Genomic DNA, 20312 nt, shown 5'->3' on the forward strand with positions numbered 1-20312 from the left:
GCGCGCCAGCCTCGTAATTCTGGGGAGCTTCCATGCCCGCAAAGCAGCCGTATTTTGTCTACTGGGTGGCCCGCGAGCGCAGCAGCCAGACGAAGAACATCCCGCCGATCAGGCCCGTGACGATGCCGATCGGCATGTCTTCCGGCGACATGATCGTGCGTGCCAGAACATCGGCCCAGATCAGGAAGATCGCCCCCACCAGCATGGAGGCCGGCAGCACGCGGACATAATTGCCGCCAACCAGAAAGCGGACAATGTGCGGGATCATCAGGCCGACAAAGCCGATCATGCCCGAAAATGCCACCATGACACCGGTGATCAGGGCGCTGACGACGAAGACCGTGAGCCGGAACCGGGCAACGGGAATGCCAAGCGTCGAGGCGGTTTCATCGCCGATTGTCATGGCGTTGAGATCATTCGCCCGCGCCCAGAGATACGCGCCGCACACGCTCAAAATGACCAGCGGGAACACCAGATGCTGCCACTGGGCCAGCCCCAGCCCGCCCAGGATCCAGAACACCACCGTGTGGGTTGCCCGCGGATCCCCGAGAAAGATCAGCATATTGGCAAGCGCCATGACGATGAAGGACACGGCGACACCGGCCAGCACGAGCCGGTCGGCGCTGGTGGCAGTGGCAAAGCGCGTGACACCGAGAACCAGGATCGTGGCCGCCAACGCGCCGGTAAACGCCATCAGCGGCACGGTCAAAAGGCCCAGAAACATTCCGGTGTGAAGCAGCGCCAGGATCGCCCCGAACGCCCCGCCGGAGGAAATGCCGAGCAGATGCGGATCGGCCAGCGGATTGCGCGTGACCGCCTGAAGCGCCGCCCCGACGGCGGCAAGCCCGGCCCCGACAAGAGCGGCAAGCAGCACGCGGGGAAACCGGATATCCCAGACGATGGCCTCGCGGCCGCGCGACCAGGTTACCTCGTAAAGATCCGGCACCAGCTTGTTGGCGACGATGCCGAAGACCGTGCCCGCAGGCACCGCGACCGCGCCGATGGACACGGCAAAGACGATGGACAGGACGAGCAGGACAAGCCCGCCGGCCATGGCGAGGGCAAACCCCGCCATCCGGCCAGCGGTCCGCGCCGGTTCGGCATTGCTCACGTCAGCAGATAGGCCCGTTTCCGCCCTGTCCGTCATGCTCAGTTGCTCCAGAACCCGTTGGCCAGCTTCTTCACGGCCTCGATGTTGCGCGGGCCGGGCGTTGCCTCGACATATTCCAGAACGACAAACCGGTCGTTCTTTACCGCATCGATATCGGCCAGCGCCGGGCTGTTGCGCATGAAGTCCATCTTCTCTTCCGCAGTTACATTGCCGTAGTTCACGATGATGACCACATCCGGGTTGCGGTCGACAACCGTCTCCCAGTCAATCTTGGCCCAGCTTTTCTCGAAATCGTCGAGAATATTGCGGCCACCGGCAGCCTCGATCATCGCGGTCGGCATTGCGTAGCGGCCTGCAGTGAAGGGCGTATCCTCGCCGCTGTCGTAGGCGAATACGTCCAAAGGCTCGCCGGTCTCAAGCGATCCCGTGAACTCCGCCAGCTCCGCCTTGTAGCCTTCAACAAGCGCCTCGGCCCGGTCCTCGACCTGGAAAATCCGGCCAAGGTTCAAAAGGTCGTTATACATGTCGTCCATCGACACTTTCGGCTTTTCGCCGATGTGAATGCAGGATTCGCTGAGCTCGTAGACCTTGATGCCGAACGGCTCCAACGTTTCCGGGGTGACTTCCCCGCCGACCCGCATGCCATAGTTCCAGCCGGCGAAGTAGAAATCCGCGTCCGCGCCGATCAGCACTTCCTTGGTCGGATATTTTTCGGACAGCTCCGGCAACTCGGCGACGCCTTCGCGCATTTTCTCGTCCAGCGTTTTCCAGCCGGAAATGCCGGTATAGCCGACCATGTGGTCGCGCAGGCCGAGAACGAGCATCATTTCTGTCAGGTTCACGTCGTTGGAAATGGCAGCTTTCGGCGGCGCATCGAACGTGACCTGGCGGTCGCAGCTCTGCACGGTGACGTCAGCCAGAGCCGTGCTGGCGATGAGAGAAAAGGCAAGCGAGATGCCGAGGCGTTTCATGGTGTGTTTCCTGAATACGGTCAAAGATGAAAGGTGAAATGCGGATCGCCGCTCGGGTGCAGCGTTTGAACCCGGGTGCGGACGGCAAAGGCGGCTTCAACCCGGTCAGTGGTCAGAACCTCCGACGGCGTGCCAAAGGCCAGCGCATGCCCGCCGCTCAGGACCAGCATGTCGTCGCACAGGCCGGCGGCCATGTTGAGATCATGCAAACTGGTGACGATGGTCACCGACAGGCCGCGAATGAGGCTGAGGATTTCCAGCTGATGCCGGATGTCGAGATGGTTTGTCGGCTCGTCCAGAATGAGGAGTTTCGGCTCCTGGGCGAGGGCCCGGGCGACCATCACGCGCTGGCGCTCGCCGCCAGACAGCGTCCCCAGCCGCCGGTGGGCCAGGCCCTGCAGCTCCATGCGGATCAGCGCCCCCTCGATGATTTCGCCATCCTGCGCGCCGCCGCGCGAAAAACCCGAGCCGTGCGGGGTGCGGCCCAGCCCGACAATCTCGCGCACGGTCAAGGCGAAGTCCGTCGGCTGTTCTTGAAGGACGGCGGCCACTTTGCGGGCGGCTTCCCGCGCGCTGATCGCCCAGAGGTCCTGACCGTCCAGCTTGATGGTGCCGGACCGGGGACGGTGGAACCGGTAGAGCAGCCGCAACAGCGTGGACTTGCCCGCGCCATTGGCGCCGACCACGCCCAGAATGCGGCTTGGGGCCAGATCAAAGGACACCGGGTGCAGCAGGACGCCTTGCCGGTCGGGGCCCCAGGAGGCGTTTTCGACGCTGAGTGCGGCCGCTGTCATGATGCGCGCGCCGTGTCGGCTTCGGTGACGATCAAGGCTGCCGGCACCCGGGCAAGCGTGGTGCGGCGCAGCTTGCCGGGGCGGGTCGTTGACGAGCACCAGCCGTCTTCCAGCTGCCGGTACTGATCGGCAAAAGCGACGAGGACTTCAATGTCCTCGTCCGGGTCAATGTCACCGAACAGATAGGTTGCCTTCCCACTCGCCCGGTAAGCCACCGTGCAGGGCCGCTCACAACCGGCCATGCACGCAATGCCGGACACTTCGAAGTCATCGGCAACAAATGGTTCGGCCGCCTTGAGAGCCTCCTGCAGCTTGGCAATTAGCTCATAGCCGGGCCGGCAATCGCTGCCCTTTTGGCGGCAGGTGGTACAGACAAAAATCTTGTGTGTGTCGTCGCTCATGTCCGCCCCTTTCACGCTGCGCCGTTGGATGGGCCCGCGCTGCCCCTCGTGTCGTTCTGCTGTTTCGGCGCGGTGTCCGACGCAGTGTCCGGCGCGGTGTCCGGTAACACGTCCGCCACGGCCCCAAATCCGGCCCCAGATCCGGTCCCCGGTACGCAGCCTGCACCGGCACCTGCTCCGCTCCCGGCTTTCGCAAAGGCTTCGCCCGCCGCCGCACGTGGCGCCGTGCCCGGTCCGGACGAATGTAATGTTATTACATTACGATTGTCACAACTTGCAAGGGGACCTGTTGCGCCGTTTTGCAGCATTGCCCGCATCACGCGGTCGCTCAGGCTCGTGGCAAAATCAGCCGCGTTCAAAAGAGGAAGTGGTTCGGCAGTCCGGGTCATATCGCCCTCCGCGATCGCGCGGGGTGCGGGCAAGGACATTCAGACCGGATTTTGGCGGGGCCAGAAGCCCGCAGAACTGCACCATGTCGTCATCCTCCTCCGGCACACCCCGTCCGGGTTAAGTTTCACAGTGTCCATGGCAGGTCTCCTGACTTGCGGGTCGACGCTGGCCTGATCCTTCCCGGGTTTCCCCAGTGGCGTTTTCAGGTTCGCTCACCGCTTACAGTTGCGGGGGCAGTCACGGATTTGGCGCCTGATGGCTACACCGCACCGTGTTCCCTTTTCATCCCGATCCAAGACATGGAATCGGAAACCATGGACGTCCCAGATGCCGTCACCTGCGACAGGTTGTCAATGGGGAGGGATACGGACCCGGTATTGGGCGTCAAAAGCGTCTCCGATCATGCCCTCGCCTTTTCACGACCAATCCGCAGGGGATCGCGTGGAGGGCGCCCAGGTCACGCCTGCCGAATGAAGGGATCCCGCCCGGCCCCGAAGACAGAATTACGGCTCGAGCACGCTCTTCCACCGCGCATCCCTCTTGCCTTTACCCGCCAAAAAACCTACCTCGGCAAGTATGAAAACACGTCCAACGCCCCCGCGCGCGCAGGCGCGGCCAACCGCCCTTGAAACCCACGGCATCTCCCGCCAGGACGAGTACGCCTGGCTGCGCGCAGACAACTGGCAGGAGGTCATGCGCGACCCGTCGGTGCTCGCCGATGACATCCGTGCCTATCTGGAGGCGGAAAACGCCTATCAGCAAGCGGTGATGGCGCCGACCCAGGACTTGCAGGATACGCTGTTTGCCGAAATGCGCGGCCGCATAAAAGAAGATGACAGCTCCGTCCCCTCCCCCGATGGCCCCTATGCCTACGGTGTCAAATACGAGACCGGCGGGCAGCAGCCGATTTTCTTCCGCACCCCGCGCGAGGGCGGCGCGGAAACCGTGCTCTTGCACGGCGACAAGGAGGCCGAGGGCAAAGCCTATTTCAAGATTGGCGCCGTCAGCCAGTCGCCGGATCACAAGCTGCTGGCCTGGGCCGTCGATGACAAGGGCTCTGAGTATTTCAGCTTTCAGCTGCGCGACCTTGGGACCGGCAAGGATATGGGCTACCGCATCGAGGACACCGGCGGCGGCGGCGTGTTTTCCAAAGACAGCAAATACATGTTCTACATCCGGCTGGACGCAAATCACCGGCCGTCCAAGCTGTTTCGCCATGAGATCGGCACCGATCCGACGGGAGATGTCCTTGTCTATGAGGAAAAGGATCCCGGCTTTTTCATGGGCGTCGGCAAGACCCAATCCGGCGACACGATCCTGATCGACATTCACGATCACGAGACCTCAGAAGTGTGGATGATCCCGGCCGACCAGCCGCTGAGCCCGCCGGTGCTGATCGCCCCGCGCGACACAAGCGTCGAATACTCGGTCGAGGACCATGGCGACACGCTTTACATCCTGACGAATCTCGGCGACGCAGAGGATTTCAAGATCGTCACTGCGCCGAAAGCGACACCGGGGCGGGAGTTCTGGAAAGACCTGATCCCGCACAAGCCGGGCTGCCTGATCCTGTCCCTGACAGTCTACAAGACCTTCATGACCCGGCTGGAGCGTGAAAACGGCCTGCCGCGCATTGTGATCCGCCGCCTTGCCGACAATGTCGAGCATGAAGTGGCGTTTGACGAAGAAGCCTATTCCCTGGGCATGGGCGACGGCTACGAGTTCGATACCCAAACGATCCGGTTCTCCTATTCGTCCATGACCACACCGTCGCAGACCTTCGACTACAATGTCGAAACCCGTGAACGGGTGCTGCGCAAGGAACAGGAGGTCCCGTCCGGCCACACAGCGGACGATTATGTCACCCGGCGGCTTCAGGCGCCGGCGGCGGACGGTGAAACGGTGCCGATTTCCCTGTTTTATCACAAGGACACGCCGCTGGACGGCTCCGCCCCCTGTCTGCTTTACGGCTACGGGTCCTATGGCATTTCGATCCCCGCAAGCTTCAACACCAATGCCTTGTCGCTGGCGAACCGCGGCTTTGTCTATGCGATAGCCCATATCCGCGGCGGCAAGGACAAGGGTTTCCGCTGGTACAAGGCCGGACGCCGGGAGCACAAAAAGAACACCTTCACCGACTTCATAGCCGCGGCCGATCATCTGGTGGCGGAACACTTCACCGCCTATGACAAAATCATCGCGCAGGGCGGATCCGCCGGCGGCATGCTGATGGGTGCAATTTCCAACATCGCCCCGGAGAAATTCGCCGGGATCATCGCTGAAGTGCCGTTTGTCGACGTCCTCAACACCATGCTGGACGACACGCTGCCGCTGACCCCGCCGGAATGGCCGGAATGGGGCAACCCGATCACCGACAAGGCCGCCTATGAGTACATTGCGTCCTATTCTCCCTATGACAATGTGGAGGCCAAGGCCTACCCCGCGATCCTGGCAGTGGGCGGTTTGACCGATCCGCGCGTCACCTATTGGGAGCCGGCCAAATGGGTCGCCAAGCTGCGCGAGACCAAAACCGGTGACAGCCTGCTGATGCTCAAGACCAACATGGATGCGGGTCATGGCGGCGCGTCAGGACGGTTCGACCGGCTGAAGGAAGTCGCCTTGAACCAAGCTTTCGCGCTGATGGTGGCCGGAAAGGCTTAACGCGCCCCGCGCGTTGAATGTCCGAATTTTTAACAATATAGTACGCAGATGCCGGACTGTTGACACGGTCCGGCATTTTCTTTTTCCCAAGAACGCGTAGGCTTGCTGCCAAGCAAGTCGACAACCTCGGAGCGCCGACATGACGAAAACACCGCGCCGACCTCTCCGCCGCGCCGTTTTCGGCATGGCCGCCGGCTTGAGCCTTGCCGCCACCTGCCTTACCGCCCTAAGCCTTGTGCCGCAGACCGCATCGGCCGAGGAGCTGACCTGGGCGTCTCCCACAGATCCGCAGACCATGGACCCCCATGCGCTGAGTTCCGCAGCGGTGCTCGGGTTTTTGAACAATGTCTATGAAGGTCTGGTCCGCCGCGACCAGAACATGGCCATTGAGCCGGCGCTTGCCACCCGCTGGGAACCGCTCGGGCCGGATGGCTGGCGGTTTCACCTGCGCGAAGGCGTGAGGTTTCACGACGGCGCGGAGCTGACCGCCGAAGACGTTCTGTTTTCTTATGAGCGCGCAATCTCCGAACAATCGGATGTGCAATCATGGTTTTCCTCGATCGAGGCGGTCAACATCGTCGACGATTACACGATCGATTTTCTGACAAACGCGCCGAACCCGATCTTCCCGGACTCCATCGCCAATTTCATGATCATGGACAAGGACTGGGCCGAGAAGCACGACGCAACCCGTCCTGCCCGCGACACCCAGACCTTTGCCACCTTGATGACCAACGGCACCGGCCCGTTCAAGGTGACATCGCGCGAACCCGGCGTGCAGACGGTTCTGGAGCCCTTCGACGGCTGGTGGGATGCAGCAACGCACAACCTGACCAAGGCCACTTTCATTCCGGTGTCCAACCCTGCAACATCGGTCGCAGCGCTTATGAGCGGCCAGGTGGACATGATCAATCCGGTACCGGTCCAGGACATCAGCCGGGTTGCCGGGAACCCTGAACTCTCCCTGCATCAGGGCATCGAAGCCCGTGTCATCATGCTCGGCTTTGGCCACGACCATGACACGCTGCGCTTTTCGGCAGAGACCGAGGGCAAAAACCCGTTCCAGGATGTGCGCGTGCGCAAAGCTGTGCAAAAGGCCATTGATGCGGATGCCATTGTCGACAAGATCATGCGCGGCAATGCGGAAGTCGCCTCGCAGCTGGTGAGCCCGCAAATGAAGGGCTACAGCGAAAAAGCGTCTGAGAGAGACGCGTTCGATCCGGAGGCCGCAAAAGCGCTTCTGGCAGAGGCCGGGTATCCGGAGGGATTTTCCTTTGGCCTTGCCTGCCCGAATGACCGCTACATCAATGACGAGGCAATCTGCAAAGCGGTTGCCGCCATGCTGGCCAAAGCGGGCCTCAGAGCCGAGCTGACCGCGATGCCGGTGCGCTCCTACTGGCCGGAGCTGCGCGAGGGCAATTTCGACATGTATCTTCTCGGATGGTCACCTGGGACGTTCGATGCCGAGCACCCCTTGCGCTTTCTGGTGGCCACGCCGGACGCGGACAAAAAACTCGGCAGCTGGAACTTTGGCGGCTATTCAGACGAAAAAATTGATGAGCTGCTGCCGAAGATCCAGAGCGAGATAGACCCGGCCGCACGCCAGGCGATGCTGGACGAAACCGCGGCCAAAGTGAAACAAGACGTGGTCTATGTGCCCTTGCACATCCAGCCGCTGCTGTGGGGGGCGCGATCCAATATCAGCCTCACGCAGCGCGCCGACAATTTCGTCATCTTGCGCTGGATAAATGTGAACTGACGCAGCTATCGGACAAGACCGGCTTGCCCAGTTGTGATCGCGGCGGCGTCCTGCGGTGGTTGGCAAAACATCAGAAGCGCGCTAGGCGTTGACGATAAAATCTTGACGGAGCAGCTGCCGTCGCTTGCAAGGAGATGCCAGGGTGTTTGTTACAAAAATCAAGAGCTTTCTGGCATGTGGGCTGGCCGTTGTAACGCTCGCCGGATGCCAGGCGGGCGGCGGCGCCGAGCAGCTGGCCGACACGGTCCTGTTTGCACCGACACCAAACGCCTCGCGCAACGTGCCGGCGACCTATGGCACACCCTATGACTGCCGCACCTTCCAGGGCTCCGGCTACAAGGGCATTGCCGGCGGAAAGCGCCAGCTGTTCAGCCAAAGCTGGAACGTGTCCCGCGCGGGCTGTTTCAAGACCGAGCAGGAATGCCAGGCCTTCCTGGTTGTCATGCGCCAGTATATCGACATTCCAGGTTATATCGGCTGCCGGCCTTACACGTCTTCCGGCCGCAGCCGAACAATCTGACACAAGAAACTGCTTCAAAAACAACCGCCATCCGCTTTGGCGCCGGTTACTCCGGAACCGCGGGGATCGCCTCGAGATAGGCAGCGATCGCAGCCCTGTCTTCAGGTCCCAGGCGGGCCATGTTCTCCTGAACGGACACCATCTCGCCGCCAACGGAATCATAGTCAGGCGTGAAGCCACTCTCCAGATAATACGCGATGTCGGACGCGCTCCAGCTGGACAGGCCGGCGGGGGTGATGTCCGGCACCGTACCCTCACCGGTCGCCGCCGGGGCGCCGCCCAGCCATCTGGCAAGTTCAAGCCCGCCAATAGCATCCCGCGGGGTATGGCATTCGCCGCAATGACCCGGCCCTTCGACCAGATAGCGACCCTTTTGCCAGACCTCCAGATCCTCCACCTCGACGGACGGTTGCAGCACCACCGGTGCGGGGTCAACGAACACCAGCTTCCAAAGGCCAATACCGCGCCGGATGTTGTAAGGGAAAGACAGCTCATGAGTGGCTGCCTTTCCTGTGACCTGCGGCAGCGTCTTCATGTAGGCAAACAGATCCGACACGTCCTGAAGTTCCATGCGGGCATAGGACGTGTAGGGAAACGCCGGATAGTAGTTTGCTCCGTTCGGGGCGGTTCCATGCAGCATGGCGCTTGCAAAATCACGCAGGCTCCAGCTGCCAATCCCGTCCTCAGACGACTGGGAGATATTCGGAGCGACAAACACGCCGAACGGCGTTTCCAGCCGCAGGCCGCCGCCGAGCAGCAGCTTGTCATCGCCCTTCGCCTCGGGTGCGGCATGGCAGGAGGCACAGCCCCCCGCCCAAAACCACTTTTCACCGAGCTCCGCGCTGCCGGGCGGAAGAGCCGCAATTTGTTCTTCAGAGACTTCCGCACCGGCCGACATCACATAAAGCGCCACAGCCGCAGCAAGTCCGATGGCGATGAGCCCGTAAAGAACCGTTTTCAAGCGTCCCTCCCCAAAAAGGCAGCAGCCCGCACGCGCGCTCTGCCTGAATCAGTCAGCGCCAAGTCAGTGCCAAGTTAGCGTTTGACCCGGTAGCCTTCGTGGCAGGACTTGCAAGTTGCCAGAACCGGCCCGAATGCCGCTTTGAACGCATCCAGATCAACCGGTCCCTCGCGGCCAGCCGCCTGAAACGCGGCTTGCGCAGGTGATGCAAATTTTTCAAGCTCCGCCTGCCACTCGACCGGATTGTCCCAGATCGCTGGCGCTGCGGTCGTATCGCCGGTGTTGGAGCCTTCGGGGAAGAAGCTGCCGTACGACTGCGAGGCCGCATACATGGTCGCGATCGCCGCCTTGCCGGCTGCCGGGGTGTAGTCGATTTCACCCTTCAACATGCCGCCGCCGAGACCGGCAGCTGCGCCGACCGACTGCATGATTGCCTTGCGGGTCTGGATCGGGTCGTCCGCCGCCGTTGCCGCACCCCCTCCGAAAGCCGCCGCCATAGCAGCGCCGCCCGCCAATGCCAAAGCCAATTTCCGCATGCGTCCTGTCTCCTCTCCTCAAGCCGCGAGTGCGCAACCTATGCCGCCAATTCAGGCAGGATTACGCCCGAAGAGGAAATCACGCCCACGTGATAGAACCATGTCACGGATTACCGGCACAAAAAACCCCGGCCCTTTCGAGCCGGGGTTCGAAGGTCCTGCGGACCAAAGACAAATGCCTCAGGAAGCGGCTTCGTACATCTCCAGGACGTAGTCCCAGTTGATCATGTTGTCGATAAACGCCTCAAGGTATTTCGGGCGCGCATTGCGGTAATCGATGTAGTAGGAGTGCTCCCACACGTCGCAGCCGAGGATCGGCGTTGCGCCGTGAACCAGCGGGTTTTCGCCGTTCGGGGTCTTCATGATCTCCAGCTTGCCGTCCTTGACCGCGAGCCACGCCCAGCCGGACCCGAACTGGCCAACGCCGGCCGCGATGAAGTCTGCACGGAACTTGTCGTAGCCGCCCAGATCGCTATCGGTCTTGGAAGCCAGAGCACCTGGAAGCGAGGTGCCGCCACCGTCCTTTTTCATCCATTTCCAGAAGTGGATGTGGTTGTAGTGCTGACCCGCATTGTTAAAGAGCGGCGCATTCTTGCCGTAGCTCTCTTTCACGATCTCTTCGAGAGACTTGCCTTCAAGACCGCTGCCGGCGAGCAACTCGTTGCCTTTGGTGACATAGGCCTGATGGTGTTTGTCGTGGTGAAACTCGAGTGTTTCTGCGGACATGTAAGGCGCAAGGGCGTCATAGGCATAAGGGAGGTCGGGCAATTCAAAGGACATATCAAAACTCCTCAAGGGTCTACAGACCAGCACGCCGCGCTTCGTAATAAGCGGAAGCCAACACCGTGCGTCGTGCGGCAAAATAGGCATCCACACGCCTTTGGGCAATGTCTCTGGGTCAGAATTGCAAAATTTTATTCGGGTTTTTCCGGATGCCGCGTTCAGCGCTTCTTGGGCTGAAAAGCATTTCTTATCAATGTGGAATCGAAATTCACCGGCATCTGCCCCTCAACCGCGTAGATGTACAGCGCGGCCCGCAGGATCGCGCTCAAGGTGGTGATCACGACGCTGCAAAACACGATCCAGCTTCCGGCGATGGCAAACGCAATGACCGCGGTTTCCGGTGAGGTCTCTATTTGCATGAAGCCGACAAAAAGCAACGGCAGGGCAACAATGAAACTGATGAAATTCAGCGCGCCGAGCCCGATATGGCCCACCAGCGCCTCGCCCCAGGTCTTGCGCACTGCCGCCACCGAGCGTTTCACGGCTTCGATCGGGCCGACACCATCGACCACCAGAACCGGGACCGCAAAGTAAGTCGCAACAGCCCATCCGGCGCCCAAAAGACTGACGAAGAAGCTGGCCAGTCCTTTGAGACGTTGCTCGATCTGTTCCAGAATGAAGCCGACCAGCGCGGTCACGAAAGCCCAGGCGAGGATCTGCGGCAGATTCCGTGTCGCAACTTTCAGCCCGTCCATCAGGGTGGGATCCGACCCGGCGAACCGGATCATCGCGCAGGCCAGCAGCGCGGCGTTGAAATAGATCATCACGAAATAGCTGACAAAGTAGATCGCGAAAATGATCGCCAGGAACCGCGGGTCGTTCTCCGGATTCGGGTTGTCCTGCAAGGATTCCAGAAAGGCCTGTGCCTCGCCCGAAGCGTAGAGCGGATAGAAGGTCCCGCCCAGGATGGCGGCCAGCGCCAGGGCGCTCATGATCGGAAACAGAAGCATTTCCTTGTCGAGCATCAGAACGCGCCAGCATGCCGCGCCCAATTTCAACGCACGATCAAACCGCTCAAACATGATCTTCGGTCCCCTAACAGCGGACGATTGCCTGCCCAAAATTGCCCTTAGGGAACCACAGGTGTGTTGTCACGCTGTTAACCCGATAGAGGTTTTTTGAGCGCAGCGGAAAAGGGTGATCGTGTCACACCGGCGGGCGCGGTGCGTCTCTCCACATGTAAAGACCACCCAACTCCGCAAATGACCTGCCAGCCGCTTGCGCGGCACGCCTGGCAGGTGAAGCTGAAACAAACGGTAATTGCTTGATTCGAAATGTGAATATGATGTTCCGCCCAACTCGGGGGCTGCTCGCTTGTGCGTTGGCCCTCACATTTTTTTGCGCTCTGCCTCCTGCCTACGGCGCCCAGAGCCTGCGCGTCGTTGACGGGGACACGCTGGAGCTTGATGGCGAGAAAATCCGTCTTGCCGGCATTGATGCGCCTGAGCTTGGCCAAACATGCCTCACCTTGACCGGCACGCCCTGGCGTTGCGGCCAGTCGGCGAAAAAGCAGCTTCAAAAACTTGCCAAGACCGGGCCGGTGGAGTGCCGCGGCGCCGAGCGCGACGCTTATGGCAGACGCATTGCGACCTGCTTTTCCGGAGGCCGGGATTTGAACGCGGCACTGGTCCGGTCGGGATATGCCTTTGCCTTTGTCAAATACGACAGCACCTATGAGGCTGATGAGCAGCTTGCCCGCCAGTCCGGTGCCGGTGTGTGGGCCGGTGTTGCCGAAGCCCCGTGGGACTACCGCGCGGCGAAATGGCAAAGCGCCGGGCAGACCGCCCCGCAGGGCTGTACCATCAAGGGCAATATTTCCAGCCGCGGGCGGATCTATCACATGCCGTGGTCGCCGTCCTATGCCCGCACCCGCATCAATGAGGCCAAGGGCGAGCGCTGGTTCTGTTCCGAGGACGAGGCACTCGCAGCGGGCTGGCGGGCCGCCCGGGGATCCTGACGATCACGCCGGGGGCGGCGGAGTTCTTCAGCGGTTTGTGACCACCTGGCGTGCTCCGAATCTGGTATTCAGATCCGGCCTGACACCAATGGAGCGCTGCATGCAGTTTCGGGGTCTGATTGTCTTTCTGGTTGCCGTGACGATGGGCACGCAGGTTTTTGCAAAACCGCCTGTCGCGATCGGCTGGGCGGATCTGAAAGACCCGCACGCCGAATTCAACGACCCTTTTGAGGCACTGGGTATTTTTGAGCTGCAGTCTTTGAGCACCTATCTGCGAGCGGGCCAGCAACTGCAAGATCTGGACCTTGACGATGCAACACGCAAACGCCTTGAAAACCGGCGCCGCATTGCAGCAAACTCTTTGAAGAACAAGGGGTATGACGCGCAACGGCTGGTCGATCAGCGCTTCGTGGTCGCCGAGAAGCGCGCCCGGGCGGGCGTTGCCGGCAATCCGGACCTCGATGGCAAGCCGGTGAAACTGTCCGGGTTTGTTATCCCCGCGCCCCCCGGAGCTTCAGGAAAGCCGCGCGCCTATCTGGTGCCGGAACTTGGCATGTGTGCCCATGTGCCGCCGCCGCCCGCCAACAATCTAGTCCTGGCACACCTGCCCGGCAGCACCCCCGTGCTGCCGCTGTTTACCCAGATCACCGTCACCGGCACGCTGACCAAACAGCTGCAGGAACAAACCATGCGTGTTGTCGACGGTCCCGTGCGGATGATCAGCCTCTGGACCCTGGACGCCACCGGGCTCGAAATCCCGCAGGCAAACTGACCCGCGTCACCCCATCAGTTGTATTCACCAAAAAATACACTCGTATAAACACGCAATCTGACGTATCGTAAGTTGAAGCCCTTCGATATCCGTTACTCAGGTTGATCCCGCACTGTTTGCCTTGAAACTTGCCGCATTGTTGTTTGCACAGCCGCATCCGGGCACTGCTTCCCCGCAGATGCAGTTTTCGGCCAGCCTCGCCCCACAGCATTCGAAGGCCTACTACGTCGATCAGGCGCACAAATATTTTGACACCCTCGACAGTTTTGCGCCGCGGTCTTCGCAGCCGGCTTATGCCTCCCATGTCCTACGCTGGGAGTGGCCGCCTTGGCTCTATTTGACCGGACACAAGGACCATTTCATGGTGATGGACAAGCTGGTGGTTCTCTTCCCGGCCCGCGTCACCGACCGGACCTGCCGTGCCTTCGAGGTTCAGCCGTTTGCGCGCTGCCGGGTGACTTTTGAATTCGACTGGACCGGTGCGCGCACGCCAATTTATGAGGAGTTCACCTTCAATAGCGCGGGTGAAATCACCTTTGTCGAAGTATGGTCGGACGCCCCCGGCCTGCGTCCCATGGCGGTTCTGTCTGATCCCTGGGCCGAGGACCCGGCGGTTGACCGGCTGTCCACCCGGGTGCCGGGCCTTGGCCGGGCAGACGGCAGATACCAGCTTGATCAGTTGAAGATGCTTGCCACAGGCGACACCGGCCTGGCATCGCTGAACCTGCGCCTTGAGGCTCCGATGATTGCCTGGGCCTATGAATGCGGCCGGTTTTTTTTCGCCGATTTCCTGCCCGCCACGCTGGCCCGCCTGATCAACCGAGCCGGTGTATCCGACACCTGAAAAGCGCATCAGGTGCGCGTTTCTTTCAAAAGATCACAGATAATCGCAAGAATGTGAGCGAAAATTGAAACCTGTGATCTTCAACACGGTTTTACAGCCTCACCTAACGTATCTCTGTTCTTGCAGTCAGGAACGGCTGCGTAAAAAACAGAGGAGAATAGAAATGTCATTGTTTAAAACACTCGGGCTGACAATCGCGACAGCGGGAACACTCTTCGCCGCAACGTTAATGTCTGCAAATGCAGGTCCGGGCATGGGCTCTAGCCTTGTCGAATGCTACAATAACTGGATCAATTACTGTGATGAGCACACAGCCGGTTATCCGAATAACTGTTACACCGAAAGCCTGAACATGTGTGACGAAACGCATTCGGCCGCGATTTCCGAAATCCCCGGCTACAAGGTCCAGGCCATGAAGCGCAACAGCCTGCGCAAAGCGAAACCTGCCCGTGCAACCTTGAAAGCCCCTGCCGTGAACCCGGTCCGCCTTGCCAACTAAAAAGCCTGACCCCGTAAAAAAGCCCTGCAGCGGACGCGCTGCGGGGCTTTTTCGTTTCAAACTGCAACAGTTCCACAGCCTATACTTGGCCCTATCGCTCCGCCCGCGGCCCGCTTATGGTGTGGCGTCTTTTGATTTCAGGTATTTCAACCCGTGTTTCGCACTCCCTCCCCGGCTCGTCCGGTGCCGCTTGCTTTCGGTGGTTTTATCGCTCTCGCCGCAGCCATGGGGATCGGCCGCTTCGTCTATACGCCGATCCTGCCGGCGATGGCGGCAGGAATTCCACTTCCGCCGACCGAGGCCGGCTTGATCGCCTCGGCCAATTTCCTGGGCTATTTGACCGGCGCTCTGACGGCATCCGCGGGCCTGTTCGCCCGGCATCCGCGCTGGTGGTTTTTGACGGGGATGGCCATAAGTGCGCTGACAAGCGGCGCCATGGGGCTGACCCCGGCATTTGGGGTGCTGGCGGCGCTGCGATTTGTCAGCGGACTGGCAAGCGCTTTCGTGCTGGTATTTGCCTCCACAGTGGTGCTGGAGCGTTTGCAGGCCGCAGGCCGGCCGGGCCTGTCTGCGCTCCATTTTGGTGGTGTCGGTGCGGGCATTGCGTTTTCAGCGATGCTGATCGCAAGCCTCGAAGCGGGCAGTGCCTCCTGGCCGCAGCTGTGGTTCGCAAGCGCGCTTGCCACCCTTGTCTTTCTGGCTGTGGCTCTTGTGCTGGTCCCGGCAGAACCGGCTGCAGATCGGCCGGCCATGGACGGACCGGCAGCGCAAACACATCCGGACACGGCGCAAAAGCCTCCGGCAGCGCAGGCCACACCGCCGCTTTGGACCGCGCCCCTCGTGCGGCTTGTGCTGGCATATGGCCTGTTCGGTTTTGGTTATGTGATCACGGCCACATTCGTCTCGGTCATCGCGGCGGAAGATCCCGCCATGGCCCCGGTCCAGCATCTGGTGTGGCTGGTGGTCGGGCTCGCCGCCGCGCCCTCGATCTACCTGTGGAACGCCGTTTCAAGCCGTCTCGGCTCGGCATCGGCCTTTGCGCTTGCCTGCCTGGCCGAGGCGGCAGGCGTCACCTTGACCGTTGCCGGATTCGGACCGTTCTGGCTGATGTTCGGCGCCGCGCTGTTGGGCGGCACTTTCATGGGCATCACCGCACTTGGCCTGACGCAGGCGCGCAGCCTCAGCCCGGCCCATGCCAGCCGCCTTCTGGCGCTGATGACCGCCAGTTTTGGACTGGGCCAGATGATCGGCCCTTTCGTTGCCGGAACCTTGCGCGAGGCGACTGGGTCCTATGCGGCGGCATCGCTGATCGCGGCCGCCGCGCTGGTTGTTGCCAGCGCGCTTGTGTTCCGCTCGGATCAGGCGTGGGCAAACTCCCAATAAAGCTCGCGCGCTTTTGCGGCGATCGGTCCCGGCTGCAGATCGCGCTCCTCGATGCGCTTGACCGGCGACACCTTGTTGTAGTTACCGGTCGAAAAGATCTCGTCGGCGTCCAGAAAGTCCTGATAGGCCAGTGTGCGCTCATGCACAGCATAACCGGCCTCCCTCAGCAGCTTGATCACCCTCTGGCGGGTGATGCCATTCAAAAAGGTGCCGTTCGGCGCCGGGGTGTGCACGTCGCCATCCTTGGCCATGAAGATATTCGCCGACGTCAGCTCCGCGACATTGCCGAGCATGTCGAGCACGACGGCGTTGTCGAAGCCGCGTTTCCGGGCTTCCATCATCGCGCGTGCGTTGTTCGGATAAAGGCAGCCCGCCTTGGCGTTGACCGGCATGCATTCCATGGTCGGGCGGCGGAACGGCGACAAGGTGATGGCCGCGGCCACGTCCTTCGGCGCCATCGGCGCATCGAACAGGCACAGGCAAAACCGCGTGCTGTCCGGATCCGGCGCAATCACGCCTGCCCCATCGGCCTCGGCCCAGTACATCGGCTTCACATAGAGCTGCTGGCTGGCGGCGAATTTGGCAGCCCCGTCCCAAGTCAGCTCGGCGATCGCCTCTGCCTTCATGCCGGGTTTGAGCCCGAGCGCCTCGGCCGAATCGTTTGTGCGCTGCGCATGCAGCAAAAGGTCCGGTGCCACACCGTCGAACACCCGGGCGCCGTCAAACACGCTTGAGCCGAGCCAGGCCGCATGGGAGCGCGGTCCCATCATCGGCGGATTGCCCTCATGCCAGGTGCCATCGATCCAGGTCCAGGTTTGGCTCAGCTCGCCCATTGCGCATTTCCTCATCTTGCCGGCTTCCGGCTGACGTCATTTTTGTCAGGCTGCTAAAAAACGACGAACACCGGCCCAGGTCAACATTCTCCCACCAGATCGCCGGAGATCGCAGATTCTCTTTTCAATCAGCCGCCATGAGCGGAAAATCATCACCTTCTGGATTGCAAAACCGCAGTTTTCATTCTCTCAAAGACGCCTTTCGGGCGCAACAGAGGGAATAAGCGGACGGGACCGGAGCCGGGCTTTTCAAAGCGTACGTTTTCTGTTCTATTTCTGTTCCTGATCCGATCTTTTATCCACAGCCGGGCCACCCCCGGTCCGCAACACATTGAGATATCTTTATGGACCAACGCATTTCCATGATCACGCTGGCAGTTGCCGATCTGCCGAAAGCACGCTCTTTTTTCGAAACCGGACTGGGCTGGACCGCACAGGAAGCCCCGAGCGACGACATCGTGTTTTATCAGACCGGCGGCAGTGTCCTTGCCCTTTATAAACGCGACGCGCTCAACCGCGAACTCGGGCGACATGTTCCCGAACAGGCGCTTGGTGCCATTACCCTTGCCTACAACGCCCGCTCCGAAGAAGAGGTTGAGGTGACGTTTCAGCGGGCTGTCGATGCCGGTGCCGCAATCGTCAAACGTCCCGAAAAGGCCTTTTGGGGCGGTCATTCGTCCTATGTCGAAATTCCAGGCGGCCATCTGCTGGAGATCGCGTTCAACCCGTTCTGGGCCCTTGATAAAGATGGCAATGTCGACCTTTCTGCTGCAGCGCCGTGAAATTTGGCGCAAGCGCGATCATTGTGCACTGCGCAATGGCTTGACGGCGCCCGGAAGACCCTGTTTTCTGACCTGCAAACAGAACAACAGGTACCGGGGGAGAGTGCGATGGCGCATGCCGCTTATGTCTTTGATGCGTATGGCACATTGTTCGATGTTCACGCGGCCGTGCGGAAATACTCGGAAAGTGTCGGCCCGGATGCGGCCCGCCTGTCCCAGATCTGGCGTGAAAAACAGCTGGAATATTCCTGGGTCCGGGCCCTCATGGGGCATTACCGGGATTTTTGGGAACTGACCCAGGAAGCGCTGGACACTGCCTTTGCCTTGACCCCCAGCGCAGATGCCGCGCTGAAAAGCGATCTTTTGAACGCTTATTGGACGCTTGATTGCTATCAGGAGGTTCCGCAGGTTCTGACCGAGCTGAAAAACACCGGGGCGAAACTCGCCATCTTGTCGAACGGCTCGCCGGCGATGCTTGATGCGGCGGTCAATGCGGCCGGGTTGACCGACCTGTTCGACGAGGTGTTTTCGGTCGACGACCTGCGCACCTTCAAGACCGACCCGAAGGTCTATGAGTTGGTCACCACCCAGTTCCGAATCTACCCGGATACGGTGTCGTTTCAGTCTTCCAACCGCTGGGACATTGCCGGCGCGACCGCATTCGGCTTCCGCACGGTGTGGATGAACCGGACGGGAATGCCGGACGAATATGCCGATCTGGCTCCCGCGGCCGTCCTGAAAGACCTGACCGGTCTGCCGCCCCTGGGCTAACAAACCGGTCGCAAAACAGGCCGAAAGGCGGGTCAGGCCGGTTAAAATGCGTAGGCGGCGCCGATCATCAGACGATGATTTGCCGCCGTCCGCTTAACGTTTGTGCCGTTATAGTTGTCCTTTGAGTTGACGATACCGGTCAGGGAATAATCCAGCCGCAGCCGCCATTTTTCTGCAAAGGCAGCCTCGACGCCAGCTCCCAGCACCGGGCCAATGCCGACCGATGACCGGGTCTTGCCGTTGGCTGTCAGGGAATGCTCGCTCGCCGCGACACCGGCGCTCAAATAAGGCAGGAAGTTACGGACCGGCAAACCAACCCGGCCTTTTAACGTTGCCGTCCATTTTGAGCCGGCCTTGATCTCGCCGAGCGTTGGGTGGGTCGCCTTCGCTTTGCCACCCAGGTAGGCCGCACCGGCTTCGACGCCAAGAACAACCCGGCCAACTTCCCAGTTGTGGCCGGCAAACAGTCCAAAGGCCGCATCGGTGCGCGAAAGCTCCTTCGTGCGGCCACTGGATTTGGCGTCCGTGGCGGTTTGGGACAAACCCGCTTCTGCGCCCATGTAAAAACCTGACCAGACCGAACCGCGCGGCATTTCAGGGATCGCGGAGGGCTGCTGCCAGATGTCCAGATCAGCCGCCCGTGCCCCGTTGGCCAGCAAAATCAGCAGGACTGCGAGGGCAAACGGCTCCAGCAGCCACAGCCCGCTGGCCCGTTTTGCCTTGGTGGCACGCATAGAACCTTTTTCCGCTTCATAGACCGGTTTTCGGTGAAAAGCATAATGATAACAATATCTTCGCATCTTGGCTCTTTCCTTGGTGTACGTATATACACTTGCCTTGCAACATAATTTTATTATTGCAAAGCAATAATTTTCAAAATGCTTAGAATAATTTTTTTGTCAATCGCAATATTTTTTATTGCAATCATTCCGCGACGCGGCTAGACCGGCGACCGTCACAGTGTGCATCCGCACAAACCGCAATGGGGGATCAGATGACCGACACCTTGATGGCTGAACGCGCCGACCGCCTCGCACGGATCCGGCGGCTTTCAGGGTTCATGAAATGGTTCCTCACTGTCGTGATGGGGCTGGTCGTGATCATCGGCCTGTTTCTGGTGGTTACCCTGTGCCTGCCCGCAGACCTTCTGTTCACCGCCGACGAAATGATCGACATAGCCGATGTCGAGCGCCGGATGGGTGACATTCCTTTGGGCCAGCGCATTGCAATCGCCGGCCTGACCGGGCTCGCGTTTTTTCTGATCGCCGGCGCGTGCTGGCACATACGGCTTGTGTTCAAACGCTTTCAGCACATTGAATTTTTCGACCCGCGGACCTTGTCCAGCGTCGTTTCGTTCGGCCGGTGGCTGATCATCTTTGCGATTGTCGATCTGATCAGCGATCCGGTCGGGTCGGCGCTTTTGACCCTCGATCTACCGGAAGGCCAACGCAGCATCGACGTCACGCTGGATGGCGGCGAGCTGTTTTTCCTCATTCTCGGCTCGCTCATGCTGGTGTTTGGCTGGATCCTGCGGGAAGCGGCTCTGATCGCCGAAGAAAACAAGCAATTCATTTAAAGGAAACC

22 protein-coding genes and 1 riboswitch are annotated in these 20312 nt (G+C 60.6%); of the genes, 11 read left to right on the forward strand and 11 right to left on the reverse strand.

The window, feature by feature from the left end:
• Positions 1–58 precede the first annotated feature (58 nt).
• From JM93_RS04180 to JM93_RS04200, 5 genes are all read right to left on the reverse strand, one after another.
• Positions 59–1054 carry a FecCD family ABC transporter permease gene (locus tag JM93_RS04180; RefSeq protein ID WP_244300761.1) on the reverse strand — a complete coding sequence of 332 codons (996 nt, stop codon included), beginning with the start codon at positions 1052–1054 and terminating at the stop codon, positions 59–61.
• A 95-nt stretch (positions 1055–1149) separates the two neighbouring features.
• Positions 1150–2082, reverse strand: a complete 933-nt coding sequence (locus tag JM93_RS04185; protein ID WP_145340772.1) for an ABC transporter substrate-binding protein — start codon at positions 2080–2082, stop codon at positions 1150–1152.
• 20 nt (positions 2083–2102) lie between these two features.
• Positions 2103–2876: an ABC transporter ATP-binding protein gene (locus tag JM93_RS04190; RefSeq protein ID WP_145340773.1), complete on the reverse strand. Its 774-nt coding sequence runs from the start codon at positions 2874–2876 to the stop codon at positions 2103–2105.
• Positions 2873–3277: a DUF1636 family protein gene (locus tag JM93_RS04195; RefSeq protein WP_145340774.1), complete on the reverse strand. Its 405-nt coding sequence runs from the start codon at positions 3275–3277 to the stop codon at positions 2873–2875. The genes JM93_RS04190 and JM93_RS04195 overlap by 4 nt, the downstream gene beginning before the upstream one ends.
• Before the next feature lie 11 nt (positions 3278–3288).
• The gene (locus JM93_RS04200) at positions 3289–3666 is read right to left on the reverse strand and encodes a hypothetical protein (RefSeq protein WP_145340775.1); all 378 of its coding nucleotides are present in this window, start codon (positions 3664–3666) and stop codon (positions 3289–3291) included.
• A 121-nt stretch (positions 3667–3787) separates the two neighbouring features.
• Positions 3788–3999: riboswitch (cobalamin riboswitch) on the reverse strand.
• Positions 4000–4243: 244 nt separating this feature from the next.
• Between JM93_RS04200 and JM93_RS04205 the strand changes: the two genes are divergently transcribed.
• From JM93_RS04205 to JM93_RS04215, 3 genes are all read left to right on the forward strand, one after another.
• Positions 4244–6328 carry a S9 family peptidase gene (locus tag JM93_RS04205; RefSeq protein WP_145340776.1) on the forward strand — a complete coding sequence of 695 codons (2085 nt, stop codon included), beginning with the start codon at positions 4244–4246 and terminating at the stop codon, positions 6326–6328.
• A gap of 139 nt (positions 6329–6467) precedes the next feature.
• Complete coding sequence (locus JM93_RS04210; RefSeq protein ID WP_208994914.1) at positions 6468–8087, forward strand: ABC transporter substrate-binding protein; 1620 nt, start codon at positions 6468–6470, stop codon at positions 8085–8087.
• Between the two features lie 142 nt (positions 8088–8229).
• Positions 8230–8607, forward strand: a complete 378-nt coding sequence (locus JM93_RS04215) for a hypothetical protein (RefSeq protein ID WP_145340777.1) — start codon at positions 8230–8232, stop codon at positions 8605–8607.
• 46 nt (positions 8608–8653) lie between these two features.
• On the opposite strand, the gene JM93_RS04220 is transcribed toward JM93_RS04215, so the two are convergent.
• From JM93_RS04220 to JM93_RS04235, 4 genes are all read right to left on the reverse strand, one after another.
• Positions 8654–9568, reverse strand: a complete 915-nt coding sequence (locus JM93_RS04220; RefSeq protein WP_244300748.1) for a c-type cytochrome — start codon at positions 9566–9568, stop codon at positions 8654–8656.
• Between the two features lie 74 nt (positions 9569–9642).
• Positions 9643–10104, reverse strand: a complete 462-nt coding sequence (locus JM93_RS04225) for a c-type cytochrome (RefSeq protein WP_145340778.1) — start codon at positions 10102–10104, stop codon at positions 9643–9645.
• Between the two features lie 180 nt (positions 10105–10284).
• Complete coding sequence (locus tag JM93_RS04230) at positions 10285–10884, reverse strand: superoxide dismutase (RefSeq protein ID WP_145340779.1); 600 nt, start codon at positions 10882–10884, stop codon at positions 10285–10287.
• Between the two features lie 161 nt (positions 10885–11045).
• On the reverse strand, positions 11046–11819 hold the full coding sequence (locus JM93_RS04235) for a DUF6159 family protein (protein WP_208994916.1): 774 nt from the start codon (positions 11817–11819) through the stop codon (positions 11046–11048).
• Between the two features lie 350 nt (positions 11820–12169).
• Between JM93_RS04235 and JM93_RS04240 the strand changes: the two genes are divergently transcribed.
• The 5 genes from JM93_RS04240 (at position 12170) to JM93_RS04260 (ending at position 16342) form a co-directional block, all read left to right on the forward strand.
• Positions 12170–12844, forward strand: coding sequence for a thermonuclease family protein (locus JM93_RS04240; RefSeq protein ID WP_145340781.1), 675 nt, complete (start codon positions 12170–12172; stop codon positions 12842–12844).
• 100 nt (positions 12845–12944) lie between these two features.
• A complete protein-coding gene (locus JM93_RS04245; protein ID WP_170230509.1) occupies positions 12945–13616 on the forward strand; it encodes a DUF3299 domain-containing protein in 672 nt (223 codons plus the stop codon).
• Positions 13617–13737: 121 nt separating this feature from the next.
• The gene (locus tag JM93_RS04250; RefSeq protein WP_145340783.1) at positions 13738–14460 is read left to right on the forward strand and encodes a hypothetical protein; all 723 of its coding nucleotides are present in this window, start codon (positions 13738–13740) and stop codon (positions 14458–14460) included.
• 163 nt (positions 14461–14623) lie between these two features.
• Complete coding sequence (locus JM93_RS04255; protein ID WP_145340784.1) at positions 14624–14959, forward strand: hypothetical protein; 336 nt, start codon at positions 14624–14626, stop codon at positions 14957–14959.
• A 183-nt stretch (positions 14960–15142) separates the two neighbouring features.
• Positions 15143–16342 carry a YbfB/YjiJ family MFS transporter gene (locus JM93_RS04260; protein WP_208994918.1) on the forward strand — a complete coding sequence of 400 codons (1200 nt, stop codon included), beginning with the start codon at positions 15143–15145 and terminating at the stop codon, positions 16340–16342.
• On the opposite strand, the gene JM93_RS04265 is transcribed toward JM93_RS04260, so the two are convergent.
• The gene (locus JM93_RS04265) at positions 16318–17175 is read right to left on the reverse strand and encodes a branched-chain amino acid aminotransferase (RefSeq protein ID WP_145340785.1); all 858 of its coding nucleotides are present in this window, start codon (positions 17173–17175) and stop codon (positions 16318–16320) included. The two genes, JM93_RS04260 and JM93_RS04265, sit on opposite strands and share 25 nt — an antisense overlap.
• A gap of 344 nt (positions 17176–17519) precedes the next feature.
• Here JM93_RS04265 and JM93_RS04270 point away from each other — a divergent pair, with 344 nt between their 5' ends.
• On the forward strand, positions 17520–17957 hold the full coding sequence (locus tag JM93_RS04270; RefSeq protein ID WP_145340786.1) for a VOC family protein: 438 nt from the start codon (positions 17520–17522) through the stop codon (positions 17955–17957).
• 108 nt (positions 17958–18065) lie between these two features.
• Complete coding sequence (locus JM93_RS04275; RefSeq protein ID WP_145340787.1) at positions 18066–18728, forward strand: haloacid dehalogenase type II; 663 nt, start codon at positions 18066–18068, stop codon at positions 18726–18728.
• A 41-nt stretch (positions 18729–18769) separates the two neighbouring features.
• Here the strand turns inward: JM93_RS04275 and JM93_RS04280 are convergent, their stop codons facing one another.
• Positions 18770–19462 (reverse strand): outer membrane protein, encoded by a 693-nt coding sequence (locus JM93_RS04280; protein WP_145340788.1) that lies wholly within the window; start codon positions 19460–19462, stop codon positions 18770–18772.
• Positions 19463–19722: 260 nt separating this feature from the next.
• On the opposite strand from JM93_RS04280, the gene JM93_RS04285 reads away from it, so the two are divergent.
• A complete protein-coding gene (locus JM93_RS04285) occupies positions 19723–20304 on the forward strand; it encodes a DUF2975 domain-containing protein (protein ID WP_145340789.1) in 582 nt (193 codons plus the stop codon).
• Positions 20305–20312: the final 8 nt, after the last annotated feature.

Origin of the sequence: Roseibium hamelinense (assembly GCF_007830545.1) — a bacterium.
Taxonomy (GTDB): domain Bacteria; phylum Pseudomonadota; class Alphaproteobacteria; order Rhizobiales; family Stappiaceae; genus Roseibium; species Roseibium hamelinense.

Bases quoted from the DNA above. Each gene is read 5' to 3' on its own strand.
- JM93_RS04180 (WP_244300761.1), bottom strand. From the start codon at position 1,054: ATGGCCGGCGGGCTTGTCCTGCTCGTCCTGTCCATCGTCTTTGCCGTG.
- JM93_RS04185 (WP_145340772.1), bottom strand. From the start codon at position 2,082: ATGAAACGCCTCGGCATCTCGCTTGCCTTTTCTCTCATCGCCAGCACG.
- JM93_RS04190 (WP_145340773.1), bottom strand. From the start codon at position 2,876: ATGACAGCGGCCGCACTCAGCGTCGAAAACGCCTCCTGGGGCCCCGAC.
- JM93_RS04195 (WP_145340774.1), bottom strand. From the start codon at position 3,277: ATGAGCGACGACACACACAAGATTTTTGTCTGTACCACCTGCCGCCAA.
- JM93_RS04200 (WP_145340775.1), bottom strand. From the start codon at position 3,666: ATGACCCGGACTGCCGAACCACTTCCTCTTTTGAACGCGGCTGATTTT.
- JM93_RS04205 (WP_145340776.1), top strand. From the start codon at position 4,244: ATGAAAACACGTCCAACGCCCCCGCGCGCGCAGGCGCGGCCAACCGCC.
- JM93_RS04210 (WP_208994914.1), top strand. From the start codon at position 6,468: ATGACGAAAACACCGCGCCGACCTCTCCGCCGCGCCGTTTTCGGCATG.
- JM93_RS04225 (WP_145340778.1), bottom strand. From the start codon at position 10,104: ATGCGGAAATTGGCTTTGGCATTGGCGGGCGGCGCTGCTATGGCGGCG.
- JM93_RS04230 (WP_145340779.1), bottom strand. From the start codon at position 10,884: ATGTCCTTTGAATTGCCCGACCTCCCTTATGCCTATGACGCCCTTGCG.
- JM93_RS04235 (WP_208994916.1), bottom strand. From the start codon at position 11,819: ATGAGCGCCCTGGCGCTGGCCGCCATCCTGGGCGGGACCTTCTATCCG.
- JM93_RS04240 (WP_145340781.1), top strand. From the start codon at position 12,170: ATGATGTTCCGCCCAACTCGGGGGCTGCTCGCTTGTGCGTTGGCCCTC.
- JM93_RS04245 (WP_170230509.1), top strand. From the start codon at position 12,945: ATGCAGTTTCGGGGTCTGATTGTCTTTCTGGTTGCCGTGACGATGGGC.
- JM93_RS04255 (WP_145340784.1), top strand. From the start codon at position 14,624: ATGTCATTGTTTAAAACACTCGGGCTGACAATCGCGACAGCGGGAACA.
- JM93_RS04265 (WP_145340785.1), bottom strand. From the start codon at position 17,175: ATGGGCGAGCTGAGCCAAACCTGGACCTGGATCGATGGCACCTGGCAT.
- JM93_RS04270 (WP_145340786.1), top strand. From the start codon at position 17,520: ATGGACCAACGCATTTCCATGATCACGCTGGCAGTTGCCGATCTGCCG.
- JM93_RS04275 (WP_145340787.1), top strand. From the start codon at position 18,066: ATGGCGCATGCCGCTTATGTCTTTGATGCGTATGGCACATTGTTCGAT.
- JM93_RS04280 (WP_145340788.1), bottom strand. From the start codon at position 19,462: ATGCGTGCCACCAAGGCAAAACGGGCCAGCGGGCTGTGGCTGCTGGAG.
- JM93_RS04285 (WP_145340789.1), top strand. From the start codon at position 19,723: ATGACCGACACCTTGATGGCTGAACGCGCCGACCGCCTCGCACGGATC.